15 protein-coding genes are annotated in these 19003 nt (G+C 61.0%); 9 read left to right on the top strand and 6 right to left on the bottom strand.

Translation table 11 applies throughout. The features are described 5' to 3' along the window. The first annotated feature begins 209 nt into the window (after positions 1–209). Positions 210–1685 carry an inorganic phosphate transporter gene (locus AC19YR_RS00455; protein ID WP_095108099.1) on the top strand — a complete coding sequence of 492 codons (1476 nt, stop codon included), beginning with the start codon at positions 210–212 and terminating at the stop codon, positions 1683–1685. Between the two features lie 147 nt (positions 1686–1832). On the opposite strand, the gene ccoM is transcribed toward AC19YR_RS00455, so the two are convergent. From ccoM to AC19YR_RS00470, 3 genes are all read right to left on the bottom strand, one after another. Then, on the bottom strand, positions 1833–1949 hold the full coding sequence (ccoM, locus tag AC19YR_RS00460) for a cytochrome c oxidase subunit CcoM (RefSeq protein ID WP_015634423.1): 117 nt from the start codon (positions 1947–1949) through the stop codon (positions 1833–1835). Between the two features lie 144 nt (positions 1950–2093). Continuing rightward, a complete protein-coding gene (locus AC19YR_RS00465) occupies positions 2094–2255 on the bottom strand; it encodes a hypothetical protein (RefSeq protein WP_095108098.1) in 162 nt (53 codons plus the stop codon). Positions 2256–2322: 67 nt separating this feature from the next. Then, the gene (locus AC19YR_RS00470; protein WP_095108097.1) at positions 2323–2664 is read right to left on the bottom strand and encodes an aspartate-semialdehyde dehydrogenase; all 342 of its coding nucleotides are present in this window, start codon (positions 2662–2664) and stop codon (positions 2323–2325) included. Positions 2665–2894: 230 nt separating this feature from the next. On the opposite strand from AC19YR_RS00470, the gene rapA reads away from it, so the two are divergent. Next, positions 2895–5741, top strand: a complete 2847-nt coding sequence (gene rapA / locus AC19YR_RS00475; RefSeq protein ID WP_500596732.1) for an RNA polymerase-associated protein RapA — start codon at positions 2895–2897, stop codon at positions 5739–5741. An 87-nt stretch (positions 5742–5828) separates the two neighbouring features. Here the strand turns inward: rapA and AC19YR_RS00480 are convergent, their stop codons facing one another. Then, the gene (locus AC19YR_RS00480) at positions 5829–7247 is read right to left on the bottom strand and encodes a spinster family MFS transporter (RefSeq protein WP_095108095.1); all 1419 of its coding nucleotides are present in this window, start codon (positions 7245–7247) and stop codon (positions 5829–5831) included. A gap of 341 nt (positions 7248–7588) precedes the next feature. Between AC19YR_RS00480 and AC19YR_RS00485 the strand changes: the two genes are divergently transcribed. Continuing rightward, a complete protein-coding gene (locus AC19YR_RS00485; RefSeq protein WP_500596734.1) occupies positions 7589–9880 on the top strand; it encodes a putative bifunctional diguanylate cyclase/phosphodiesterase in 2292 nt (763 codons plus the stop codon). Here AC19YR_RS00485 and AC19YR_RS00490 read toward each other — a convergent pair. Beyond that, positions 9771–10667, bottom strand: coding sequence for an NAD(P)-dependent oxidoreductase (locus AC19YR_RS00490; RefSeq protein WP_500596735.1), 897 nt, complete (start codon positions 10665–10667; stop codon positions 9771–9773). The two genes, AC19YR_RS00485 and AC19YR_RS00490, sit on opposite strands and share 110 nt — an antisense overlap. Positions 10668–10863: 196 nt before the next feature. Between AC19YR_RS00490 and AC19YR_RS00495 the strand changes: the two genes are divergently transcribed. Beyond that, entirely contained in the window at positions 10864–13056 is a 2193-nt protein-coding gene (locus tag AC19YR_RS00495; protein ID WP_095108092.1) for a hypothetical protein, read from the top strand. Positions 13057–13347: 291 nt separating this feature from the next. Here the strand turns inward: AC19YR_RS00495 and AC19YR_RS00500 are convergent, their stop codons facing one another. After that, a complete protein-coding gene (locus AC19YR_RS00500) occupies positions 13348–13854 on the bottom strand; it encodes a DUF2288 domain-containing protein (RefSeq protein WP_256576541.1) in 507 nt (168 codons plus the stop codon). A 136-nt stretch (positions 13855–13990) separates the two neighbouring features. Between AC19YR_RS00500 and AC19YR_RS00505 the strand changes: the two genes are divergently transcribed. The 5 genes from AC19YR_RS00505 to AC19YR_RS00525 all read left to right on the top strand — a co-directional run bounded on the left by AC19YR_RS00505 (position 13991) and on the right by AC19YR_RS00525 (position 18993). Further along, positions 13991–15118, top strand: a complete 1128-nt coding sequence (locus AC19YR_RS00505; RefSeq protein WP_500596736.1) for a branched-chain amino acid ABC transporter substrate-binding protein — start codon at positions 13991–13993, stop codon at positions 15116–15118. Positions 15119–15350: 232 nt separating this feature from the next. Then, positions 15351–16274 (top strand): high-affinity branched-chain amino acid ABC transporter permease LivH, encoded by a 924-nt coding sequence (gene livH / locus AC19YR_RS00510; RefSeq protein WP_095108090.1) that lies wholly within the window; start codon positions 15351–15353, stop codon positions 16272–16274. Then, positions 16271–17527 (top strand): high-affinity branched-chain amino acid ABC transporter permease LivM, encoded by a 1257-nt coding sequence (locus AC19YR_RS00515; RefSeq protein WP_095108089.1) that lies wholly within the window; start codon positions 16271–16273, stop codon positions 17525–17527. Before livH ends, AC19YR_RS00515 begins: the two co-directional genes overlap by 4 nt. Then, positions 17524–18291, top strand: a complete 768-nt coding sequence (gene livG, locus AC19YR_RS00520) for a high-affinity branched-chain amino acid ABC transporter ATP-binding protein LivG (RefSeq protein ID WP_095108088.1) — start codon at positions 17524–17526, stop codon at positions 18289–18291. The genes AC19YR_RS00515 and livG overlap by 4 nt, the downstream gene beginning before the upstream one ends. Further along, positions 18292–18993 (top strand): ABC transporter ATP-binding protein, encoded by a 702-nt coding sequence (locus AC19YR_RS00525; protein ID WP_095108087.1) that lies wholly within the window; start codon positions 18292–18294, stop codon positions 18991–18993. Positions 18994–19003 lie beyond the last annotated feature (10 nt).

The raw sequence follows: 19003 nt of genomic DNA on the forward strand, positions 1-19003 counted from the left end.
TCAACCCTTTGGCACAACCGCGAAGACGCTGCCTGCTCATGGCATTCTCAATAAAATCAAACCCTTGCTTCACCCTGAGAAAACCCGAGCGGCAAAATCGTCCTACAAAATATTTCGTTGAAGAATGTTACCGATGAGCAGCTAGTGCATCGATTACCAGGGTTTTCTGGCATAATCGCGCCCCCTTACGACCGGGTCAGAAAACCTTCATGATCGATTTATTCAGCGGACTAGATGCTTGGGTGCTTGTGAGCCTCTTGCTCGCCCTGGCCTTTGTCCTCGCCTTCGAGTTCATCAACGGCTTTCATGACACCGCTAACGCGGTTGCCACTGTTATCTACACCAAAGCCATGCCACCCCACCTGGCCGTGTTCTTTTCCGGTGTGTTCAATTTTCTGGGCGTGCTGCTCGGCGGCGTGGGCGTGGCCTATGCCATCGTCCACCTGTTGCCGGTGGAGCTGCTCATCAATGTGAACACCGGACACGGGCTCGCCATGGTGTTCTCGTTGCTCGCCGCGGCGATCACCTGGAACCTGGGCACCTGGTACTTCGGTATCCCGGCCTCCAGTTCCCACACGCTGATCGGTTCGATCCTCGGTGTGGGCCTGGCGAATGCGTTAATCAACGACATTCCCCTGGCCGATGGCGTCAATTGGCAGAAAGCCATCGATATCGGCGCGTCCCTGGTGTTCTCGCCCATGGCCGGTTTCCTGGTCGCGGCCCTGGTGCTGATCGGCCTGAAATGGTGGCGTCCACTGTCCAAGATGCACAAAACCCCGGACCAGCGCCGCAAACTCGACGACAAGAAACACCCGCCGTTTTGGAATCGCCTGGTATTGGTGATTTCGGCCATGGCCGTGAGCTTCGTGCACGGTTCCAACGACGGCCAGAAAGGCATTGGCCTGATTATGCTGGTGCTGATAGGCATCGTGCCGGCGCAGTTCGTCCTCGACCTGAACAGCACCACTTACCAGATCGAGCGGACCCGCGACGCCACCTTGCACCTGAGCCAGTTCTACCAGCGCAACAGCGATTCGCTGGGTGAGTTCCTGGCCCTGGGCAAGAACATCAAGGATGACCTGCCGGAGAAGTTCCGCTGCAACCCGCAGCAGACCGAACCGACCATCGCCGCCCTGCTCGGCACCCTCAAGGGGGTTTCTGACTACCATTCGCTGTCTTCCGAGAGCCGCATCGAAGTGCGTCGCAATCTGCTCTGCCTGGACGACACCGCGAAGAAAGTGGGCAAGCTGCCTGGCCTGGCCGCGCGTGAGAAGTCCGATCTGGACAAACTGCGCAAGGACTTGACCGCCACCACCGAATACGCGCCGTTCTGGGTCATCCTGGCCGTCGCCCTGGCCCTGGGCCTAGGCACCATGGTCGGCTGGAAACGCGTGGTGCTGACCATCGGCGAGAAGATCGGCAAGCAGGGCATGACCTACGCCCAGGGCATGTCGGCGCAGATCACCACGGCATGCATGATCGCCATGGCCAACATCTTTAGCCTGCCGGTATCGACCACCCACGTGCTGTCTTCTGGCGTGGCGGGCACCATGGTTGCCAACAAAAGCGGCCTGCAAGGCGGCACGGTGAAAACCATCCTGCTGGCCTGGGTGCTGACCCTGCCTGCCACCGTCGGCCTGTCGGCCGGCTTGTTCTGGGCAGCGTCGAAAGTCCTCGCCAGCTGATTCCAGGCGCAGGACAAAAAAAGGTGCACCCGCAAGGGTTGCACCTTTTTTTATAGTCGTCGGCGCCACCAGCACTTTCTTGCGGGCAAAAAAAAGGGCAACCGAAGTTGCCCAAAATGCCTTGCGTGCTCGTGTAACTGAAAAGACCTATGGCTTTTTGCGCTTATTTGCGTCTTTCCAGATGAAGAATCCAAACCCTGCAAAAAACAGAACCATGAGGCCGACTGTCAGCACTCCGGCTATCACCACATTATCGAAAAACATGACTGGCCTCCTGCGCTCGCCTTGTTGCGATGGAGCTAAGTTAACCAATCGGCGGGAGGAGAAAATTGACCGGGATCAATGGCGCCCGCAAGAGCGCGCAAAGGAGGGGGAATAACTGACGTGCATCAACAAATACGGGGGGTTTCAGCGTTTTTTCGGTTTGTTCTTCGGCTTTTTCTTCGCCTTGCCCAACGGCATGGCCTGCTCGAACGCGTTGCGCACTTCGTTCAGGCGTTTTTCCTTGAGGTCATGGATACGCTTGGTGCGTTCGCTATTGAGGTCGATCAGGTTGTCGTCTTGGCTCATGAGGCTCGCCTGGCAGTCGGGTTCAGGGGCGTTGCAAGCGCCAGAGTAAGGAGCCCGCGCGCGCAAATCAAACCTCGACGTCCACCCACAGGCCTTGGCGCGGTTGCTCTTCCATCAAGGGCGCCACCGGCACGGTGTTGTCGCTGTTGAGTTCATCGCCCGGGATCGCCAAATGCTCCTCGGGGTCTTGCTGGGCCTCGCGCTCGCGCTGTTGGCGCTGCTGGCGGCGCTGCTGTTCTTCACGCAGGAGCAAGGCGGCCTGTTCGGCATCGCGTTTTTGCAGGTCGATGGTGCTTTCATTGGAGCCGGGTTGCACCGGTACAACCGGCGGAATATCCGGTTTGACGCGCACGGGGTCCTGTTGCGAGGTGATGGGGACGACGCTCAACGGCAAGATCGGTGGCAGCATGATTGTTGTTCTCCTGTGGGCAGGCTGTCGGCTGCACGGTCGGCGACTTGAGCCGCCGGTCGCAAACTTGTGACCGGATAGGCACTGATAAGTGCCTTATGTGCTGCAAACAACCCGCAAGGGCCGACGGCCCGACAAGACTTATCTACGCCCAAACGCCGCTAATCCTTTGGCCTCAAGGCCTCGTTCCGCTAGAATAGTCGGCTTTTTCATGGCGGGAGTCAGGTAGCATGGCGCAGCAGTATCAACCGGGGCAACGCTGGATCAGTGACAGCGAAGCCGAGCTAGGTCTAGGCACCGTTCTGGCACAGGACGGCCGCTTGCTGACCGTGCTCTACCCGGCCACTGGCGACACTCGCCAGTATGCGCTACGGAATGCGCCCCTCACCCGCGTGAGGTTTTCCCCAGGCGATACGGTCACTCATTTCGAAGGCTGGAAAATGACCGTGCGCGAAGTCGATGATGTCGACGGGCTGCTGGTCTACCACGGCCTCAACGCGCAAAACGAAGTGGTCACCCTGCCGGAAACCCAACTGTCGAACTTCATCCAGTTCCGCCTGGCCAGCGACCGTCTGTTCGCCGGCCAGATCGACCCGCTGGCGTGGTTCTCCCTGCGCTACCACACCCTGGAACACACCAGCCGCCAGTTGCAGTCGCCGCTCTGGGGCCTGGGGGGCGTGCGCGCCCAACCCATCGCGCACCAATTGCACATCGCCCGTGAAGTGGCCGACCGAATCGCCCCACGGGTACTGCTGGCCGACGAAGTGGGCCTGGGCAAAACCATCGAGGCCGGCCTGGTCATCCATCGCCAGTTGCTCTCGGGCCGCGCCAGCCGCGTGCTGATCCTGGTGCCGGAGAACCTGCAGCACCAATGGCTGGTGGAAATGCGCCGCCGCTTCAACCTGCAAGTGGCGCTGTTCGACGAAGAACGCTTTATCGAAAGCGATGCCGGCAACCCGTTCGAGGACACTCAGTTAGCCCTGGTGGCCCTGGAATGGCTGGTGGACGACGAGAAGGCCCAGGACGCGCTGTTCGCCGCCGGCTGGGACCTGATGGTGGTCGACGAAGCTCACCACCTGGTGTGGCACGAAGACCAGGTCAGCCCGCAGTACGCACTGGTCGAGCAACTGGCCGAAGTCATCCCCGGCATCCTGCTGCTCACCGCTACCCCCGAGCAACTGGGCCAGGACAGCCACTTCGCGCGCCTGCGCCTGCTGGACCCGAACCGCTTCCACGACCTCCACGCCTTCCGCGCCGAAAGCGAGAACTATCGCCCGGTGGCCGAAGCCGTGCAGGAGCTGCTGGACCAGGGGCGCCTCTCCCCGGCCGCCCACAAAACCATCCATGACTTCCTCGGCAACGAGGGCGAAGCGCTGCTCACCGCCGTCAATGACGGTGACACCGAAGCCAGCGCCCGCCTGGTGCGCGAGCTGCTCGACCGCCACGGCACCGGCCGCGTGCTATTCCGTAACACCCGCGCCGCCGTGCAGGGCTTCCCCCAGCGCAAACTGCACCCGTACCCGCTGCCCTGCCCTGACGAATACCTGGAACTGCCCCTGGGCGAACACGCCGAGCTGTACCCGGAAGTCAGCTTCCAGGCCCAGCCGGACGCCAGCGAAGAAGAACGCTGGTGGCGCTTCGACCCGCGCGTGGAGTGGTTGATCGACACCCTGAAAATGCTCAAGCGCACCAAAGTCCTGGTGATCTGCGCCCACGCCGAAACCGCCATGGACCTGGAAGACGCCCTGCGTGTGCGTTCCGGGATTCCGGCCACGGTGTTCCACGAAGGCATGAACATCCTGGAGCGCGACCGCGCCGCCGCCTACTTCGCGGATGAAGAATTCGGCGCCCAGGTACTGATCTGCTCGGAAATCGGCAGCGAAGGCCGCAACTTCCAATTCGCCCACCATTTGGTGCTGTTCGACCTGCCTTCCCACCCGGACCTGCTGGAGCAACGCATCGGCCGCCTCGACCGGATCGGCCAGAAGCACGTCATCGAACTGCACGTGCCGTACCTGGAAACCAGCCCGCAAGAGCGCCTGTTCCAGTGGTATCACGAGGCCCTCAACGCGTTTCTCAACACCTGCCCTACCGGCAACGCCTTGCAGCATCAGTTCGGCCCGCGCCTGCTGCCGCTGCTGGAAAACGCCGATGATGGCCAGTGGCAAGCGCTGATCGACGAGGCCCGCGGTGCTCGCGAAGCCCTGGAAAGCGAACTGCACACCGGCCGCGACCGCTTGCTGGAACTCAACTCCGGCGGCGCCGGTGAAGGCGAGGCGCTGGTGGAAGCGATTTTCGAGCAGGACGACCAGTTCGCCCTGCCGATCTACATGGAAACCCTGTTCGACGCCTTCGGCATCGACAGCGAAGACCATTCGGAAAACGCCCTGATCCTCAAGCCCAGCGAAAAAATGCTCGACGCCAGCTTCCCCCTGGGCGACGACGAAGGCGTGACCATCACCTACGACCGCAACCAGGCGCTGTCGCGCGAGGACATGCAGTTCATCACCTGGGAACACCCCATGGTGCAGGGCGGCATGGACCTGGTGCTGTCCGGCTCGATGGGCAACACCGCCGTCGCGCTCATCAAGAACAAGGCGCTCAAGCCAGGCACCGTGTTGCTGGAACTGCTCTACGTCAGCGAAGTGGTCGCCCCGCGCGCCCTGCAGCTGGGCCGCTACCTGCCACCGGCGGCCCTGCGCTGCCTGCTGGACACCAACGGCAACGACCTGTCGGGGCGCGTGTCGTTCGAGACCCTGAACGATCAACTCGAAAGCGTTCCACGGGCCAGCGCCAACAAGTTCATCCAGGCCCAACGCGACCAGTTGACGCCACGGATCAACGCCGGCGAAGCGAAAATCACCCCTCGCCACGCCGAGCGCGTCGCCGAGGCGCAACGTCGCCTGGCGGCCGATACCGACGAAGAACTGGCACGCCTGACCGCGCTGCAAGCCGTCAACCCAAGCGTGCGCGACAGCGAGCTGGTGGCCCTGCGCCAATTGCGCGAGCAAGGCCTGGCCATGCTCGACAAGGCTGCCCTGCGCCTGGAAGCGATCCGGGTGCTGGTGGCAGGCTGACCCCTACCGCTGTACCGCGCAAAAATAAAAGGCCCGCAGTGATGCGGGCCTTTTTCATTTATTACTGGCGGCTGACACGCCGCGTGCTCAAGCCGTTACCGCCCTCGCCCCCATCACCGGCGCAGCGCTCATGCCCTCCTTCATGCGTTGGGCGTCGCGCACAAAGCAGCGCGAGGCCAGCACCAAAAACACCATGGTCAGCAACAGTGCCCCCGGGATCAGGTACATGGCGTCGTGCAGGCCCACGGCCTTGAAGGCTTCGCTCATTTGCTCAGCGCCAGCGGCCAGCATCGCGGTGTGGGCGAAGTGGTCCGACAGCGCGCCCACCACCACCGGGCCCAAGCCGCCGCCCAGCAGGTACAGGCCAGCAAAAAACAGCGCCATGGCCGTGGCCCGCAGGCGCGGCTCGACCACGTCCTGGATCGCGGTGTAGACGCAGGTATAGAAGTTGTAGGCGAACAGCCAGCCCACGCTGAACACCGCGACGAAGACGCCGATCTCGACGCGCCCGGCGTGCAGCGCCCAAGCAGTGGCCAGGGTGGAGATCACCATGCTCGCGGCGGCGAACAGCAGGCGGCCGTTGGCCACCCGTTGGTGGATTTTGTCGGCCACCCAGCCACCCAGCGTCAGGCCCACCAAGCCGGTCAGGCCGACAATCACCCCGGTGGCCACCGCCGCTTCCTGCAAGGGCAGCAGGAAGTAGCGTTGCAGCATCGGCACCATGAACGAGTTGCAGGCGTAAGTGGCGAAGTTGAAGGTCAGGCCTGCTAGCACCAGCCACAGAAAGGTCGGGATCGCCAGTACGCGACGCACCGGGCGCTCGACCCGCTCCTGGGACACTTGCACGGTTTCCGCCGCGCCGCGCTTGGGTTCCTTGATGAAGAACATGAACACCGCCAGCAGCAGGCCCGGCACCGCGGCAATGAAGAACGGCGCGCGCCAGCTATCGAATGCCTTGACCATCGCGCCGATGGTGAAAAACGCCAGCAACAGCCCCAACGGCAAGCCCAGCATGAAAATACCCATGGCCCGCGCCCGCCGATGGGCCGGAAACAGGTCGCCGATCAGCGAGTTGGCCGCCGGTGCGTAGCTGGCTTCGCCGATGCCGACGCCCATGCGTACCAGCAGGAAAGTCCAGAAACTGCCGACCAGGCCATTGACCGCCGTCAGCCCGCTCCAGGCCGCCAGGCCCCAGCCCATCAACTTGGCCCGCGAGCCGTTGTCGGCCATGCGCCCCAGCGGTAGCCCGGCGATGGCGTAGACGATGGTAAAAGCGGTGCCGATGATGCCGATCTGGAAGTCGCTCAGGCTCCACTCCATCCGGATCGGCTCGATGATGATGGCCGGGATGGTGCGGTCGAAGAAGTTGAACAGGTTCGCAAGGAACAGCAGGAACAGAATGCGCCAGGCATTCGACGCTTGCTTCGAGTTCTGCATGGGGGCGTCTCTTTTTTTTGTTGTTATTGGGGCTGCACTGCCATGAACTCCGCAGCCCGGAACCCGCAATCTAGTCAGCCTGCCGGGTGCTGTCTGTAATGATTCGTAAAGCTGATACCGCGCTATGGCCCGGCCTCGCGTAAGAAGAGGGCGCGCCCGCGCTGGGCTGCGCAGCGCGCCCCGGCGGTGTGGAGCCCTATGGATTTTTGCGGCCGCTACGTGGCCGAGCGCGGGCGAGCCTGCTTGCTACAAAGACAAATGGGGTTATTGCCAATCGATCTTGAGCCCAGCGCAAAATCATTGACACTAATATGCCACTACCGCTTGCAGTGTCAGAAGGCCTTCTATACTCCAGCCATTGGCCAGTATTGATCGCGCTGGCGCGGGCTGACTCTCAAACGGGACACGCTATGGATTGGCTTGGTTTGCAATTCGTTACCCAGCTCCCGGAAAGCGGGCAAGTCATTCTCGATTGCACTCACAACCCCTTTCTGCTGCTTCTGGCGTATGTGGTGGCATGCGCCGCCAGCTTCGCCGTGCTGGACATGGCCGAGCGCCTCAGCCATGTGGAGAAACCCGCGTCCCAGAGCCTCTGGCGCTGTGTCGGGGCGCTTTGCCTGGCCGGCGGGATCTGGACCACCCACTTCATCAGCATGCTGGCGTTCCAGGCACCGGTCGAAATCCATTACGCCCTGCCCATCACTTTCGCCTCGTTGCTGATCGCCTTGATCGCGTCGTACCTGGCCATGCTCACCCTCAGCCACACCCAGTTGAGCCTGGGCCGCTACCTGCAAGCCTCGGTGTGGATCGGCCTGGGCATCGCCACCATGCATTACGTGGGCATGGCGGCCCTGCATTCCAACGCCACGCCCTACTACAACCCGCTGCTGTTTGGCCTGTCGATCCTCATCGCAATCGGCGCCAGTGTCGCCGCCCTGCTGCTGTCGCGGCACCTGCGCAACGGCAGCGGCATGTTCCACCAGTTGCTCAAGTACGGCGCCAGCCTGGTGCTGGGCGCGGGCATCCTGAGCATGCACATGACCGGCATGTGGGCCCTGAGCCTGGTGCTGCCGGCCGGCGAGCAGCCGCTACTGCCGGCGGCCGAAAGCAACCACACACAACTGGGCCTGAGTATCGCCGTGATTGCCCTGCTGATTATCGGCAGCAGCATCAGCGCGGCCCTGGCCGACAAGAAACTGCAAAGCAAGGAGCACGACCTGCGTCGGGTCAACGCCTTGCTCAGCCAACTGGACCAGGCGCGGGTGTCCTTGCAGCATGTAGCCCATTACGACGCCCTGACCAACCTGATAAACCGCCGCGGTTTCAATCAGATCTTCGCCGAGAAACTCATCGAAAAAACCACCTTGGGCGGCATGTTGGCGGTGATCTTCCTCGATATCGACCATTTCAAGCGCATCAACGACAGCCTCGGCCACGACGCCGGCGACGCGTTGCTCAAGGTACTGGCCTGCCATATCAAAAGCGCGACCCGCAGCCATGAAGACGTGGTGGCGCGCTTTGGTGGCGACGAATTCTGCATCCTTATCAGCGTGCATGCGCGCGACGAAGCCCAGCACATGGCCCAGCGCATCATGCAAAAGATGAAGGACCCTATCGAGCTGGCCGGGCGGCGCATGGTCATGACCACCAGCATTGGCATCAGCATGTTCCCCGACGACGGTAAAACCAGCGAAGAGCTGCTGAAAAACGCCGACCTGGCGCTGTACCAATCCAAGGGCACGGGGCGCAACAGCCTGCATTTCTTCAGTTCCAGCATGAAAACCAAAGCCACCCTGGAACTGCAACTGGAAGAGGAATTGCGCAACGCCCTGCGCGACGACCATGACCTGGTGCTCTATTACCAGCCGATCTTCAACCTCAAGACCGGCCAGGTGAGCAAGGTTGAGGCCCTGGTGCGCTGGCAGCACCCGGTCCACGGCTTGCTAGTGCCCGAACGATTTATCGGTATCGCCGAAACCAACGGCCTGATCGCCGAGCTCGACAGTTGGGTGCTGCGCACCGCGTGCCGTGACCTCGCCCACCTGTCCCGCCAGGGCTACCCGGAGCTGAAAGTAGCGGTGAACTGCTCGGCCCTGAACCTGACCCGCGAAGAACTGCCCGGCGAGATCGACACCGCCCTGCGCTCCGCCGACGTGGCGCCGTCACGCCTGGAACTGGAGGTCACCGAAAACGCGCTGATGGGCAACATCACCAACACCCTCAACCTGCTGCGGCACATTCGCGCCCTCGGGGTGTCGTTGTCGATCGATGACTTCGGCACCGGTTATTCATCCCTGGCGTATCTCAAGCGTTTGCCGCTCAACACCCTGAAAATCGACCGTTCGTTCATTCAGGACATTCCCCACTCCACCCCGGACAAGGAAATCGTCCAGGCCATTATCGTCATGGCCCACACCCTGCATTTGCAGGTGGTCACCGAGGGCGTGGAGACCGAGGCGCAGTACGACTTCCTCAGCTACTACGGCTGCGATTTCGCCCAGGGTTACCTGTTCAGCCATCCCCTTGCCCTGGCTGACCTGCCCCAGGTGCTGCGCGAGATCAACCAGCAGCGCTACCGGCCACCGGCCACCCTCAGCCTGCTGAGCGCGGCGCGCGGTACAGATGGACCAGGGTCGAAGGATCTTGCTCCCGAAACCCCTGACCACTGTGCAAACGCATCAACTGGGCAGCCAATCCGCTGAGCGGCGTGGCTGAACCTTGCTCGCGGGAAAACTTAACCGCGCCATCCAGGTCCTTGAGCAACGTGCGCACGTGCCACTTCACCGGCTCGAAACGGCTCTCGGCCATTTGCGGGGCGAGGATCTGGAGCGGCCGCGAGTCGGCAAAACCGCCGGCCAGGGCCTCGGCCAGCAGGCTGGCATCCACCCCGGAGCGTTCGGCCAGCGCCACCACTTCGGCGATCACCAAGGCATTGCACGCCACGATCATCTGATTGCAGGCCTTGGTCACCTGCCCGGCCCCCACCGCGCCCATGTGGGTGATGCGCTGGCCCAGGTGCAGGAGGATCGGCCGCACCCGCGCCAGGTCCGCGGCCTCGCCGCCAGCCATGATCGCCAAGGTGCCCGCCTCGGCGCCCGCAGTACCACCCGATACCGGCGCATCCAGCCACGCCATGCCTGTTTCGGCCTCAAGCCGAGCGGCCATTTCCCGCGTGGCGGTGGGTTCCAGGCTGGAAAAATCCACCAGCAACTGCCCCGTTTTCGCGCCAACCGCCACGCCTTCAAGGCCAAACACCACCTCCTGCACCACCGCGGTGTCGGCCAGGCACAGCATCACCACGTCTGCGTGCTCGCACAGTTGCGCAGGTGCGGCCACTTGCCGCGCCCCCGCTGCCACCAGTGGCGCACATTTATCCGGGTTGCGGTTCCACACCGTTAGCGCGAAGCCCGCTGCCAGCAACCGGCGGCACATCGGCAAGCCCATCAGGCCAATGCCCGCGAAGGCCAATGAAGGTAACGCCGCATTCATAAATCGCTCCTACAAGATTAAAGAACGCCGGTAAACGGCCGATTCAACATGACTCACAAAAGGATTTCCCCTAGCGAATCTAAGGTTAAACCCTATCGCTGCGGCGCAAATCGCACTATAAAGTCGCGACATCCTATCCGTGATGGCCCGATGACATCTCGTCTTCAGGCCGACCAGTCCAAGCACGTGGCGCACAATGACTTCTAAAAACAACCCTGCCAACGAAATATCCGAACTGACAGTGACTACACCGGATAAACCCTCGGCTTCGAAGCCATTGGTCAGCTCGCGCCCGCTTGCCACCCAGCAGTACCTGTATTTCACCGAAACCAACACTGACCGCATCCTCGACAACCTCGACGGCCTGCGCGACATGGTGTTCCCGCGCCCACCGCACCTGGAAGGCGACAGCGAGCAGCACAACGACCAGGAATTCCCCTCGGTGTGCCTGATCGGCCTGGGCCGGTGCGGCTCCAACATTGCGCTGGACGTCGCGGAGCTGGTGTACAACGCGCGCAAGTTCTACCTCAACGAATTCAATAACGAAGACCGCCCCTACGCGGACAAAAAGAACCTCGACAAGGGCTACAGCCCCGCGCAGTGGATCCGCAACAACCTGCGCCTGGGCCCGTACAAGGCCACCAAACCGGTGTTCCTGGTCGAGCCACTGGTGATGCTGGGCGACTTGGACAAAGACATCGCCGGGCGCATCCGTTTTTCGCGCAAGGGCGAGAAAAGCGGCTTCCTGCGCGATTACAGCAAAATGAAAATCATGGACCTGTCCGAAGTCCATGCCGGCGGCGCCGGTAACGCGCCGATCCTGGGCCAGTACCTGGCCAAGATCATCCTGAACAAGGACACCCAGCGCTTCTCCAGCCCCGACTGGAAAATGATCCACTCGTACTTGATCGACTCCTGCGGCATCAAGGCCAACCAGTCGCGCCTGTACTTCTCGATCTTCAGCGCGGGCGGCGGTACGGGCTCGGGCATGGCCTCGGAGTTCGGCCTGGCGCAGCAGCACTCGTACATGAACAAGACGTTCGACACCAAACCGGTGGACGAGCACGACAGCAAAAGCGGCCACTCCTTCGTGTTCGAGCCGATCTTCACCAGCGGCATCTGCGTGCTGCCGAACATTTCCGATCATCGCAGCGAAATGTCTGAAGCGTTGCACATCAATGCCGGTCGCTTGCTGTGCAAGTACCTTTCGGAAGAATGGGATTTTTCGTACAACTTCGCCAACGAAGACAGCAGCGAAGCCAGCGTCATGGGCCGTATCCGCCCCTGGAACGCGATGATGCTGATCTCCAACGACATCATGCGCTACGCCGAAGAAAGCGATGACGGCAACATCCAGAACATTGACGTCAATGCCATGGAAAAACACGCCAACCAGTACATTTCGCAGCAGATCTTCAACATCCTCACCGCCCAGGCCGTGACCACCGATTACGACCAGAACTACTTCCGTCGCGCCGGCATCGACATTGGCGAAACCATCCGCCTGGACGCCAACGACCTGTTCATGAGCCTGGCCGGCCCGGTGGCCATCGCCTACGCCGAATCCGTGGTGCCAGAAACCCCGGCGCCGTCGAGCGACAAGTTCAAGGTATTCGAGAAAGAGCCGCAGCGCCTGAACATCGATGACCTGTTCTTCCGCTCCATCGACCTGCCCCACTTCAACAAGGTGACCCAGGCGATCGAAGGCATCAGCCTGTTGCCCATCGAGTCCAAGCGCTACCGCGCCTCGCTTGAGCAGTACAAGAACTCGGGCTACGACGCGGCCGCGTTGCACGACCTGCACTTCTTCAAGAACTGCTCCTCGGTGGTGTCGATCGTGTCCCTGCCCAAGGACTACAAGCTGTCCTACATGGACCTGAACCGGCTCAAGACCCACCTCAACAGCCTGTTCCCCAACACCACGCTCAAGCGCTATGCCCTAGTGATCGGCGCATCGGCCAACCTGTCGCTGACCACCCTGATCGCCAAGAGCCCGTGCCTGTCGGACGACTTCCTGACCCTGATCGTGGCCTTCATCAAGCGCTGCTTTGCGCGCAACCCGTACCGCTTCGATGAAACCCTGGACAACTCGATCCTGGACTTCATCATCCACGACGAATTCAACGAAAGCCTGATCGACGACCTGCTCAACGAATTCGAGAACCCGGCCAAGATCCTCGACACCAACTGGTACGCGATCAAGCCGATGTACGAGAAAAAGTACCGCGAGCTCATCAACGATAAAGAGAAGTTCGTTTCGATCAACGACATCCGCCTCTCGCGCGATTGCGTGAAAAAGGCCATCAAGTACCTGCGCGAGATCTATCGCCACCGCATCGGCAAGACCAAGGTCATCTCGCTCAATAACCACACGGGCAAGACGGCTTGATTCAATACGTCTAAAAGCATCGCGGGCAAGCCCGCTCCCACAGGTTTTACTTCAGCCTGTGGGAGCGGGCTCGCCCGCGATAGCGATCTTTGCGGCACCGCAAAAGCCCGGTTTTGTTCACATTCAGAAACAATCAGACAGCCTCACGGCCGCCCGATAAACTGTTCCCGTGACGTTAACGTCACCCTCGGCCAAATCTCGCTGTGGCGTTTCTCTACGGCAACGTGCCATCACGCTACTCGGCTACACACTTTCTCCCGCCCTGGCGACGCACCCATTCGGTGCGCGCCATCAAGCCTCTGCTCTTTCCTGGACCATAATCCAGGGCGAAACCACCACCGCCCACAGCTGCGGATCACGCGTCACCAGATCCAACGCCCGCGACGCAGACACCTTGCCCAGCGTCTCAGTGGCCAGCCAGGCAGCCACTTTGTCGGCTTCGTTCTGCGCCATGGCCTGCGCGGCCTCGATCAAATCCAGGGAGCCGTCGACCCACAATAGGGCACCCTTGGCAAAGAAGGGTTCGAGCTCCTTCCACGTAATAGGTGCTGTCTCGCCGAGCAGCTTGGCATAGAGGGTGCTAGGTTCTTCGATCATGGGTCTGTCCAGAAGGGAAATCGGCGCAATCATAACGTCGGTGGTCGGGCAGAAAAACCCAGAGATAAAGGCGTCAACGATCGAAAAATTCGCAAAACCCCGGCATAGCTCAAAAGTCCCACGGCAAACCGGCGTGATTATGTCTTTTTCTTTCAGCAATGCGACATCCTCAGGTTTTGCCCCCAGCAGCCAGCTTTTCAAGCGAACAACCGGCGCTCTACACTGTACCGGTACAGTTGCCGGGGGCATTTCCGGAAGAGATATCCATTTATCTTGTCCGGTTCTGTAGCCTTGGCTGCCAGAACTATAAAAATTACAACAGTAAGAGTGGAGCACTATGAATAAGGCTACTAAGCAGATTTCCAAACTGTTTGCCGCTATGGTCCTGGCCGGGGTCGCCAGCCATTCGTTCGCAGCTGACACCATCAAGATTGGTATTGCCGGCCCTAAAACCGGTCCTGTAGCCCAATACGGCGACATGCAGTTCAGTGGCGCCAAAATGGCCATCGAGCAAATCAACGCCAAGGGCGGCGTCGACGGCAAGCAACTGCAAGCGGTCGAATACGACGATGCCTGCGACCCGAAACAAGCCGTGGCAGTCGCCAACAAAGTCGTCAACGATGGCGTCAAGTACGTTATCGGCCACCTGTGCTCCAGCTCTGCCCAACCGGCTTCGGACATCTACGAAGACGAAGGCATCATCATGATTACCCCGGCGGCCACCAGCCCGGACATCACCGCTCGTGGCTACAAGATGATCTTCCGCACCATCGGCCTGGACAGCGCCCAGGGCCCGGCCGCCGGCAACTACATCGCCGACCACGTGAAGCCGAAGATCGTTGCCGTACTGCACGACAAGCAGCAGTACGGTGAAGGCATCGCCACCGCCGTGAAAAAAACCCTCGAAAGCAAGAACATCAAGGTCGCTGTGTTTGAAGGCATCAATGCCGGCGACAAAGACTTCTCGTCCATGATCGCCAAGCTCAAGCAAGCCAACGTCGATTTCGTCTACTACGGCGGCTACCACCCGGAGCTGGGCTTGATCCTGCGCCAGTCCCAGGAAAAAGGCCTGAAAGCCAAGTTCATGGGCCCGGAAGGCGTGGGTAACGACTCCATCTCGCAAATCGCCAAGGATGCGTCCGAAGGCCTGCTGGTCACCCTGCCGAAGTCTTTCGACCAGGACCCTGCCAACGTCGCCCTGGCCGACGCCTTCAAGGCCAAGAAAGAAGACCCGAGCGGTCCGTTCGTGTTCCCGTCCTACTCGGCCGTTGAAGTCATCGCCGGTGGCATCGTTGCCGCCAAGAGCGAAGACCCTGCCAAAGTGGCCGAAGCCATCCACGCCGGTACTTTCAAGACCCCGACCGGCAACCTGAGCTTCGACGCCAAGGGCGACCTCAAGGACTTCAAATTCGTCGTCTACGAGTGGCACTTCGGCAAACCTAAAACCGAAGTTTCGCCTCAGTAAGGCTGGATTTGGTTGACTGCCCACAAAGCCCACGGCGTGCCGTGGGCTTTGTTTTACGAACGTATCTGGGCCGCGCTTGCGTGATCCGCAAGTCTCCCCACCTGAAAATCTCAAAACCGTCATCAGCGGTTCGCTGGTAACCCGCCGCCCGAAATGGATCGAGATCCATGGGGCCGGAGCGGGAAGATGACTCAACCAGTGAAATGCGTATCAGGTTTTTAGGAGCGCTGTAATGCCTGACATCTATCACTTTTTCCAACAGCTGGTTAACGGCCTGACCGTTGGCAGCACCTATGCCATGATCGCCATCGGCTACACGATGGTTTACGGCATTATTGGAATGATTAACTTCGCCCACGGCGAGGTGTACATGATCGGTTCCTACGTGGCGTTCATCGCCATCGCCGGGCTGACCATGATGGGACTCGACAGTGTCCCGCTGTTGATGACCGCAGCCTTCATCGCGAGCATCGTGGTTACCAGTGCCTACGGCTACAGCATCGAACGGGTTGCCTACCGCCCCTTGCGCGGCAGCAACCGTCTGATCCCGCTGATTTCCGCCATCGGCATGTCGATTTTCCTGCAGAACACCGTTCTGTTGGCGCAAGACTCCAAGGACAAATCCATCCCCAACCTGATCCCCGGCAACTTCTCCATCGGGCCAGGTGGCGCACATGAAGTGCTGATTTCCTACATGCAAATCGTGGTCTTCGTGGTGACGTTGATCGCCATGCTCGGCCTCACCCTGTTCATCTCCCGTTCACGCCTGGGTCGCGCTTGCCGTGCCTGCGCCGAAGACATCCGGATGGCCAACCTGTTGGGCATCAATACCAACAACATCATCGCCCTGACCTTCGTGATCGGCGCTGCACTGGCGGCCGTGGCCGCGGTACTGCTGAGCATGCAATACGGCGTCATCAACCCCAACGCCGGTTTCCTCGTCGGCCTCAAGGCCTTCACCGCCGCGGTACTGGGCGGCATCGGCAGCATCCCGGGCGCCATGCTCGGCGGTTTGGTGCTGGGGGTGGCCGAAGCGTTCGGTGCCGATATCTTCGGCGACCAATACAAGGACGTCGTGGCTTTCGGCTTATTGGTACTGGTTCTGTTGTTCCGGCCGACTGGCATCCTTGGCCGTCCGGAGGTTGAGAAGGTATGACTAGGAATCTTAAATCGGCGCTGTTCAGCGCCCTGCTGGTGTGGGCCGTGGCCTACCCGGTACTCGGTCTGAAGCTGACCATCGTCGGCATCAACCTGGAAGTGCACAACACCAGCACCGCCACACTGATAACCATCGCCGTGTGCTCGTTGCTGATGTTCCTGCGTGTGTTGTTCCACAGCCAGATCAGCGCAGCCTGGAAGGCCTCGCCCAACATGCCGCTGGTACCGGCCAAGGCCAGCAACTTCCTGACCCTGCCCTCAACCCAGCGCTGGATCATCCTGGGCCTGGTGCTGGTGGCACTGGTCTGGCCGTTCTTCGGCTCACGCGGGGCGGTGGACATCGCCACCCTGATCCTGATCTACGTGATGCTCGGCCTGGGGCTGAACATCGTGGTCGGCCTGGCGGGCCTGCTCGACCTGGGCTACGTCGGCTTCTACGCCGTCGGCGCCTACAGTTATGCGCTGCTGTCGCATTACTTCGGCCTGAGCTTCTGGATCTGCCTGCCGATCGCCGGGATGATGGCCGCCACGTTTGGCTTCTTGCTGGGTTTCCCGGTACTGCGCCTGCGCGGTGACTACCTGGCCATCGTGACCCTGGGCTTTGGTGAAATCATCCGTCTGTTGCTGCGCAACATGACCGAACTCACCGGCGGCCCGAATGGCATCAGCAACATCGAGAAGCCGACCTTCTTCGGCCTGACCTTCGAGCGTAAAGCCGCCGAAGGCCTGCAGACCTTCCACGAGTACTTCGGCCTGCCCTACAACTCGATCAACAAGGTGATCTTCCTGTACCTGGTTGCCCTGTTGCTGGCGTTGGCGGCGCTGTTCGTGATTAACCGCCTGCTGCGCATGCCGATCGGCCGCGCCTGGGAAGCGCTGCGCGAAGATGAAATCGCCTGCCGTGCCCTGGGCCTCAACCCTACGGTCATCAAGCTCTCGGCCTTCACCCTCGGTGCAGCATTCGCCGGGTTCGCCGGTAGCTTCTTCGCCGCGCGCCAGGGCCTGGTCACACCGGAATCCTTCACCTTCATCGAGTCGGCGATCATCCTCGCCATCGTGGTGCTGGGCGGTATGGGCTCGCAATTGGGCGTGATCCTCGCCGCGATCGTGATGATCCTGCTGCCCGAGCTGATGCGTGAGTTCAGCGAGTACCGCATGCTGATGTTCGGCGCCCTGATGGTGCTGATGATGATCTGGCGTCCACAAGGCCTGCTGCCCATGCAACGTCCTCACATGGAGCTGCGCAAATGAGCCGCGAGATCCTGAAAGTCGATAATTTAAGCATGCGCTTCGGCGGCTTGCTGGCGGTCAACGGCGTGGCCCTGACCGTGAAGGAAAAACAGGTGGTGGCGCTGATCGGCCCCAACGGCGCTGGCAAGACCACCGTGTTCAACTGCCTGACCGGTTTCTACAAGCCCAGCGGCGGTGAAATCCTGCTCGACGGCCTGCCGATCCAGGGCCTGGCCGGCCATGAAATCGCCCGCAAGGGCGTGGTGCGCACCTTCCAAAACGTGCGCCTGTTCAAGGACATGACTGCGGTCGAGAACCTCCTGATCGCCCAGCACCGTCACCTGAACACCAATTTCCTGGCGGGCCTGTTCAAAACCCCGGCGTTCCGCAAGAGCGAAGCCGATGCCATGGAATACGCCGCGTATTGGCTGGACAAGGTCAACCTGACCGAATTCGCCAACCGCCCGGCGGGTACCCTGGCTTATGGCCAGCAACGTCGCCTGGAAATTGCCCGCTGCATGATGACCCGCCCGCGGATCCTCATGCTCGACGAACCGGCGGCTGGCCTTAACCCCAAGGAAACCGAAGACCTCAAGGCGTTGATAAGCGTGTTGCGCGAAGAGCACAACGCCACCGTGCTGTTGATCGAACACGACATGAAACTGGTCATGAGCATCTCCGACCACATTGTCGTCATCAACCAGGGCACGCCCCTGGCCAACGGCACGCCCCACGAGATCCGCGACAATCCTGAAGTCATCAAAGCCTACCTGGGGGAAGCGTAAATGCTGCAGTTCGAAAACGTTTCCACCTTCTATGGCAAGATCCAGGCCCTGCACAGCGTCAACGTGGAAGTCCGCCAGGGTGAAATCGTCACCCTGATCGGCGCCAACGGCGCGGGCAAGTCCACCTTGCTGATGACCCTCTGCGGTTCACCCCAAGCCCACAGCGGTAGCATCCGCTACCTGGGCGAGGAACTGGTCGGGCAACACTCGGCGCACATCATGCGTAAAAGCATCGCCGTGGTCCCGGAAGGTCGTCGGGTATTTGCCCGCCTGACCGTGGAAGAGAACCTCGCCATGGGCGGATTCTTCACCGACAAGGGCGATTACCAGGAGCAGATGGACAAGGTCCTGCACCTTTTCCCACGCCTCAAAGAGCGCTTTACCCAACGCGGCGGCACCATGTCCGGCGGCGAACAGCAAATGCTCGCCATCGGCCGTGCGCTGATGAGCAAGCCCAAACTGCTGCTGCTCGACGAACCGTCCTTGGGCTTGGCGCCGATCATCATCCAGCAGATCTTCGACATCATCGAACAACTGCGCCGTGATGGCGTGACGGTGTTCCTGGTGGAACAAAACGCCAACCAGGCGTTGAAGATCGCCGACCGTGCCTACGTGCTGGAAAACGGCCGGGTGGTGATGCAGGGCAGCGGCGAGGCCTTGTTGACCGACCCGAAAGTGCGCGAAGCCTACCTGGGCGGCTGATGTACCGGGA

The sequence above is a fragment of the Pseudomonas sp. MF08817 genome (assembly GCF_059862705.1).

What these genes read in the sequence shown, in the direction of transcription:
- AC19YR_RS00455 (WP_095108099.1), top strand. Translation starts at nt 210, where the DNA reads ATGATCGATTTATTCAGCGGACTAGATGCTTGGGTGCTTGTGAGCCTC.
- ccoM (WP_015634423.1), bottom strand. Translation starts at nt 1,949, where the DNA reads ATGTTTTTCGATAATGTGGTGATAGCCGGAGTGCTGACAGTCGGCCTC.
- AC19YR_RS00465 (WP_095108098.1), bottom strand. Translation starts at nt 2,255, where the DNA reads ATGAGCCAAGACGACAACCTGATCGACCTCAATAGCGAACGCACCAAG.
- AC19YR_RS00470 (WP_095108097.1), bottom strand. Translation starts at nt 2,664, where the DNA reads ATGCTGCCACCGATCTTGCCGTTGAGCGTCGTCCCCATCACCTCGCAA.
- rapA (WP_500596732.1), top strand. Translation starts at nt 2,895, where the DNA reads ATGGCGCAGCAGTATCAACCGGGGCAACGCTGGATCAGTGACAGCGAA.
- AC19YR_RS00485 (WP_500596734.1), top strand. Translation starts at nt 7,589, where the DNA reads ATGGATTGGCTTGGTTTGCAATTCGTTACCCAGCTCCCGGAAAGCGGG.
- AC19YR_RS00490 (WP_500596735.1), bottom strand. Translation starts at nt 10,667, where the DNA reads ATGAATGCGGCGTTACCTTCATTGGCCTTCGCGGGCATTGGCCTGATG.
- AC19YR_RS00495 (WP_095108092.1), top strand. Translation starts at nt 10,864, where the DNA reads ATGACTTCTAAAAACAACCCTGCCAACGAAATATCCGAACTGACAGTG.
- AC19YR_RS00505 (WP_500596736.1), top strand. Translation starts at nt 13,991, where the DNA reads ATGAATAAGGCTACTAAGCAGATTTCCAAACTGTTTGCCGCTATGGTC.
- livH (WP_095108090.1), top strand. Translation starts at nt 15,351, where the DNA reads ATGCCTGACATCTATCACTTTTTCCAACAGCTGGTTAACGGCCTGACC.
- AC19YR_RS00515 (WP_095108089.1), top strand. Translation starts at nt 16,271, where the DNA reads ATGACTAGGAATCTTAAATCGGCGCTGTTCAGCGCCCTGCTGGTGTGG.
- livG (WP_095108088.1), top strand. Translation starts at nt 17,524, where the DNA reads ATGAGCCGCGAGATCCTGAAAGTCGATAATTTAAGCATGCGCTTCGGC.
- AC19YR_RS00525 (WP_095108087.1), top strand. Translation starts at nt 18,292, where the DNA reads ATGCTGCAGTTCGAAAACGTTTCCACCTTCTATGGCAAGATCCAGGCC.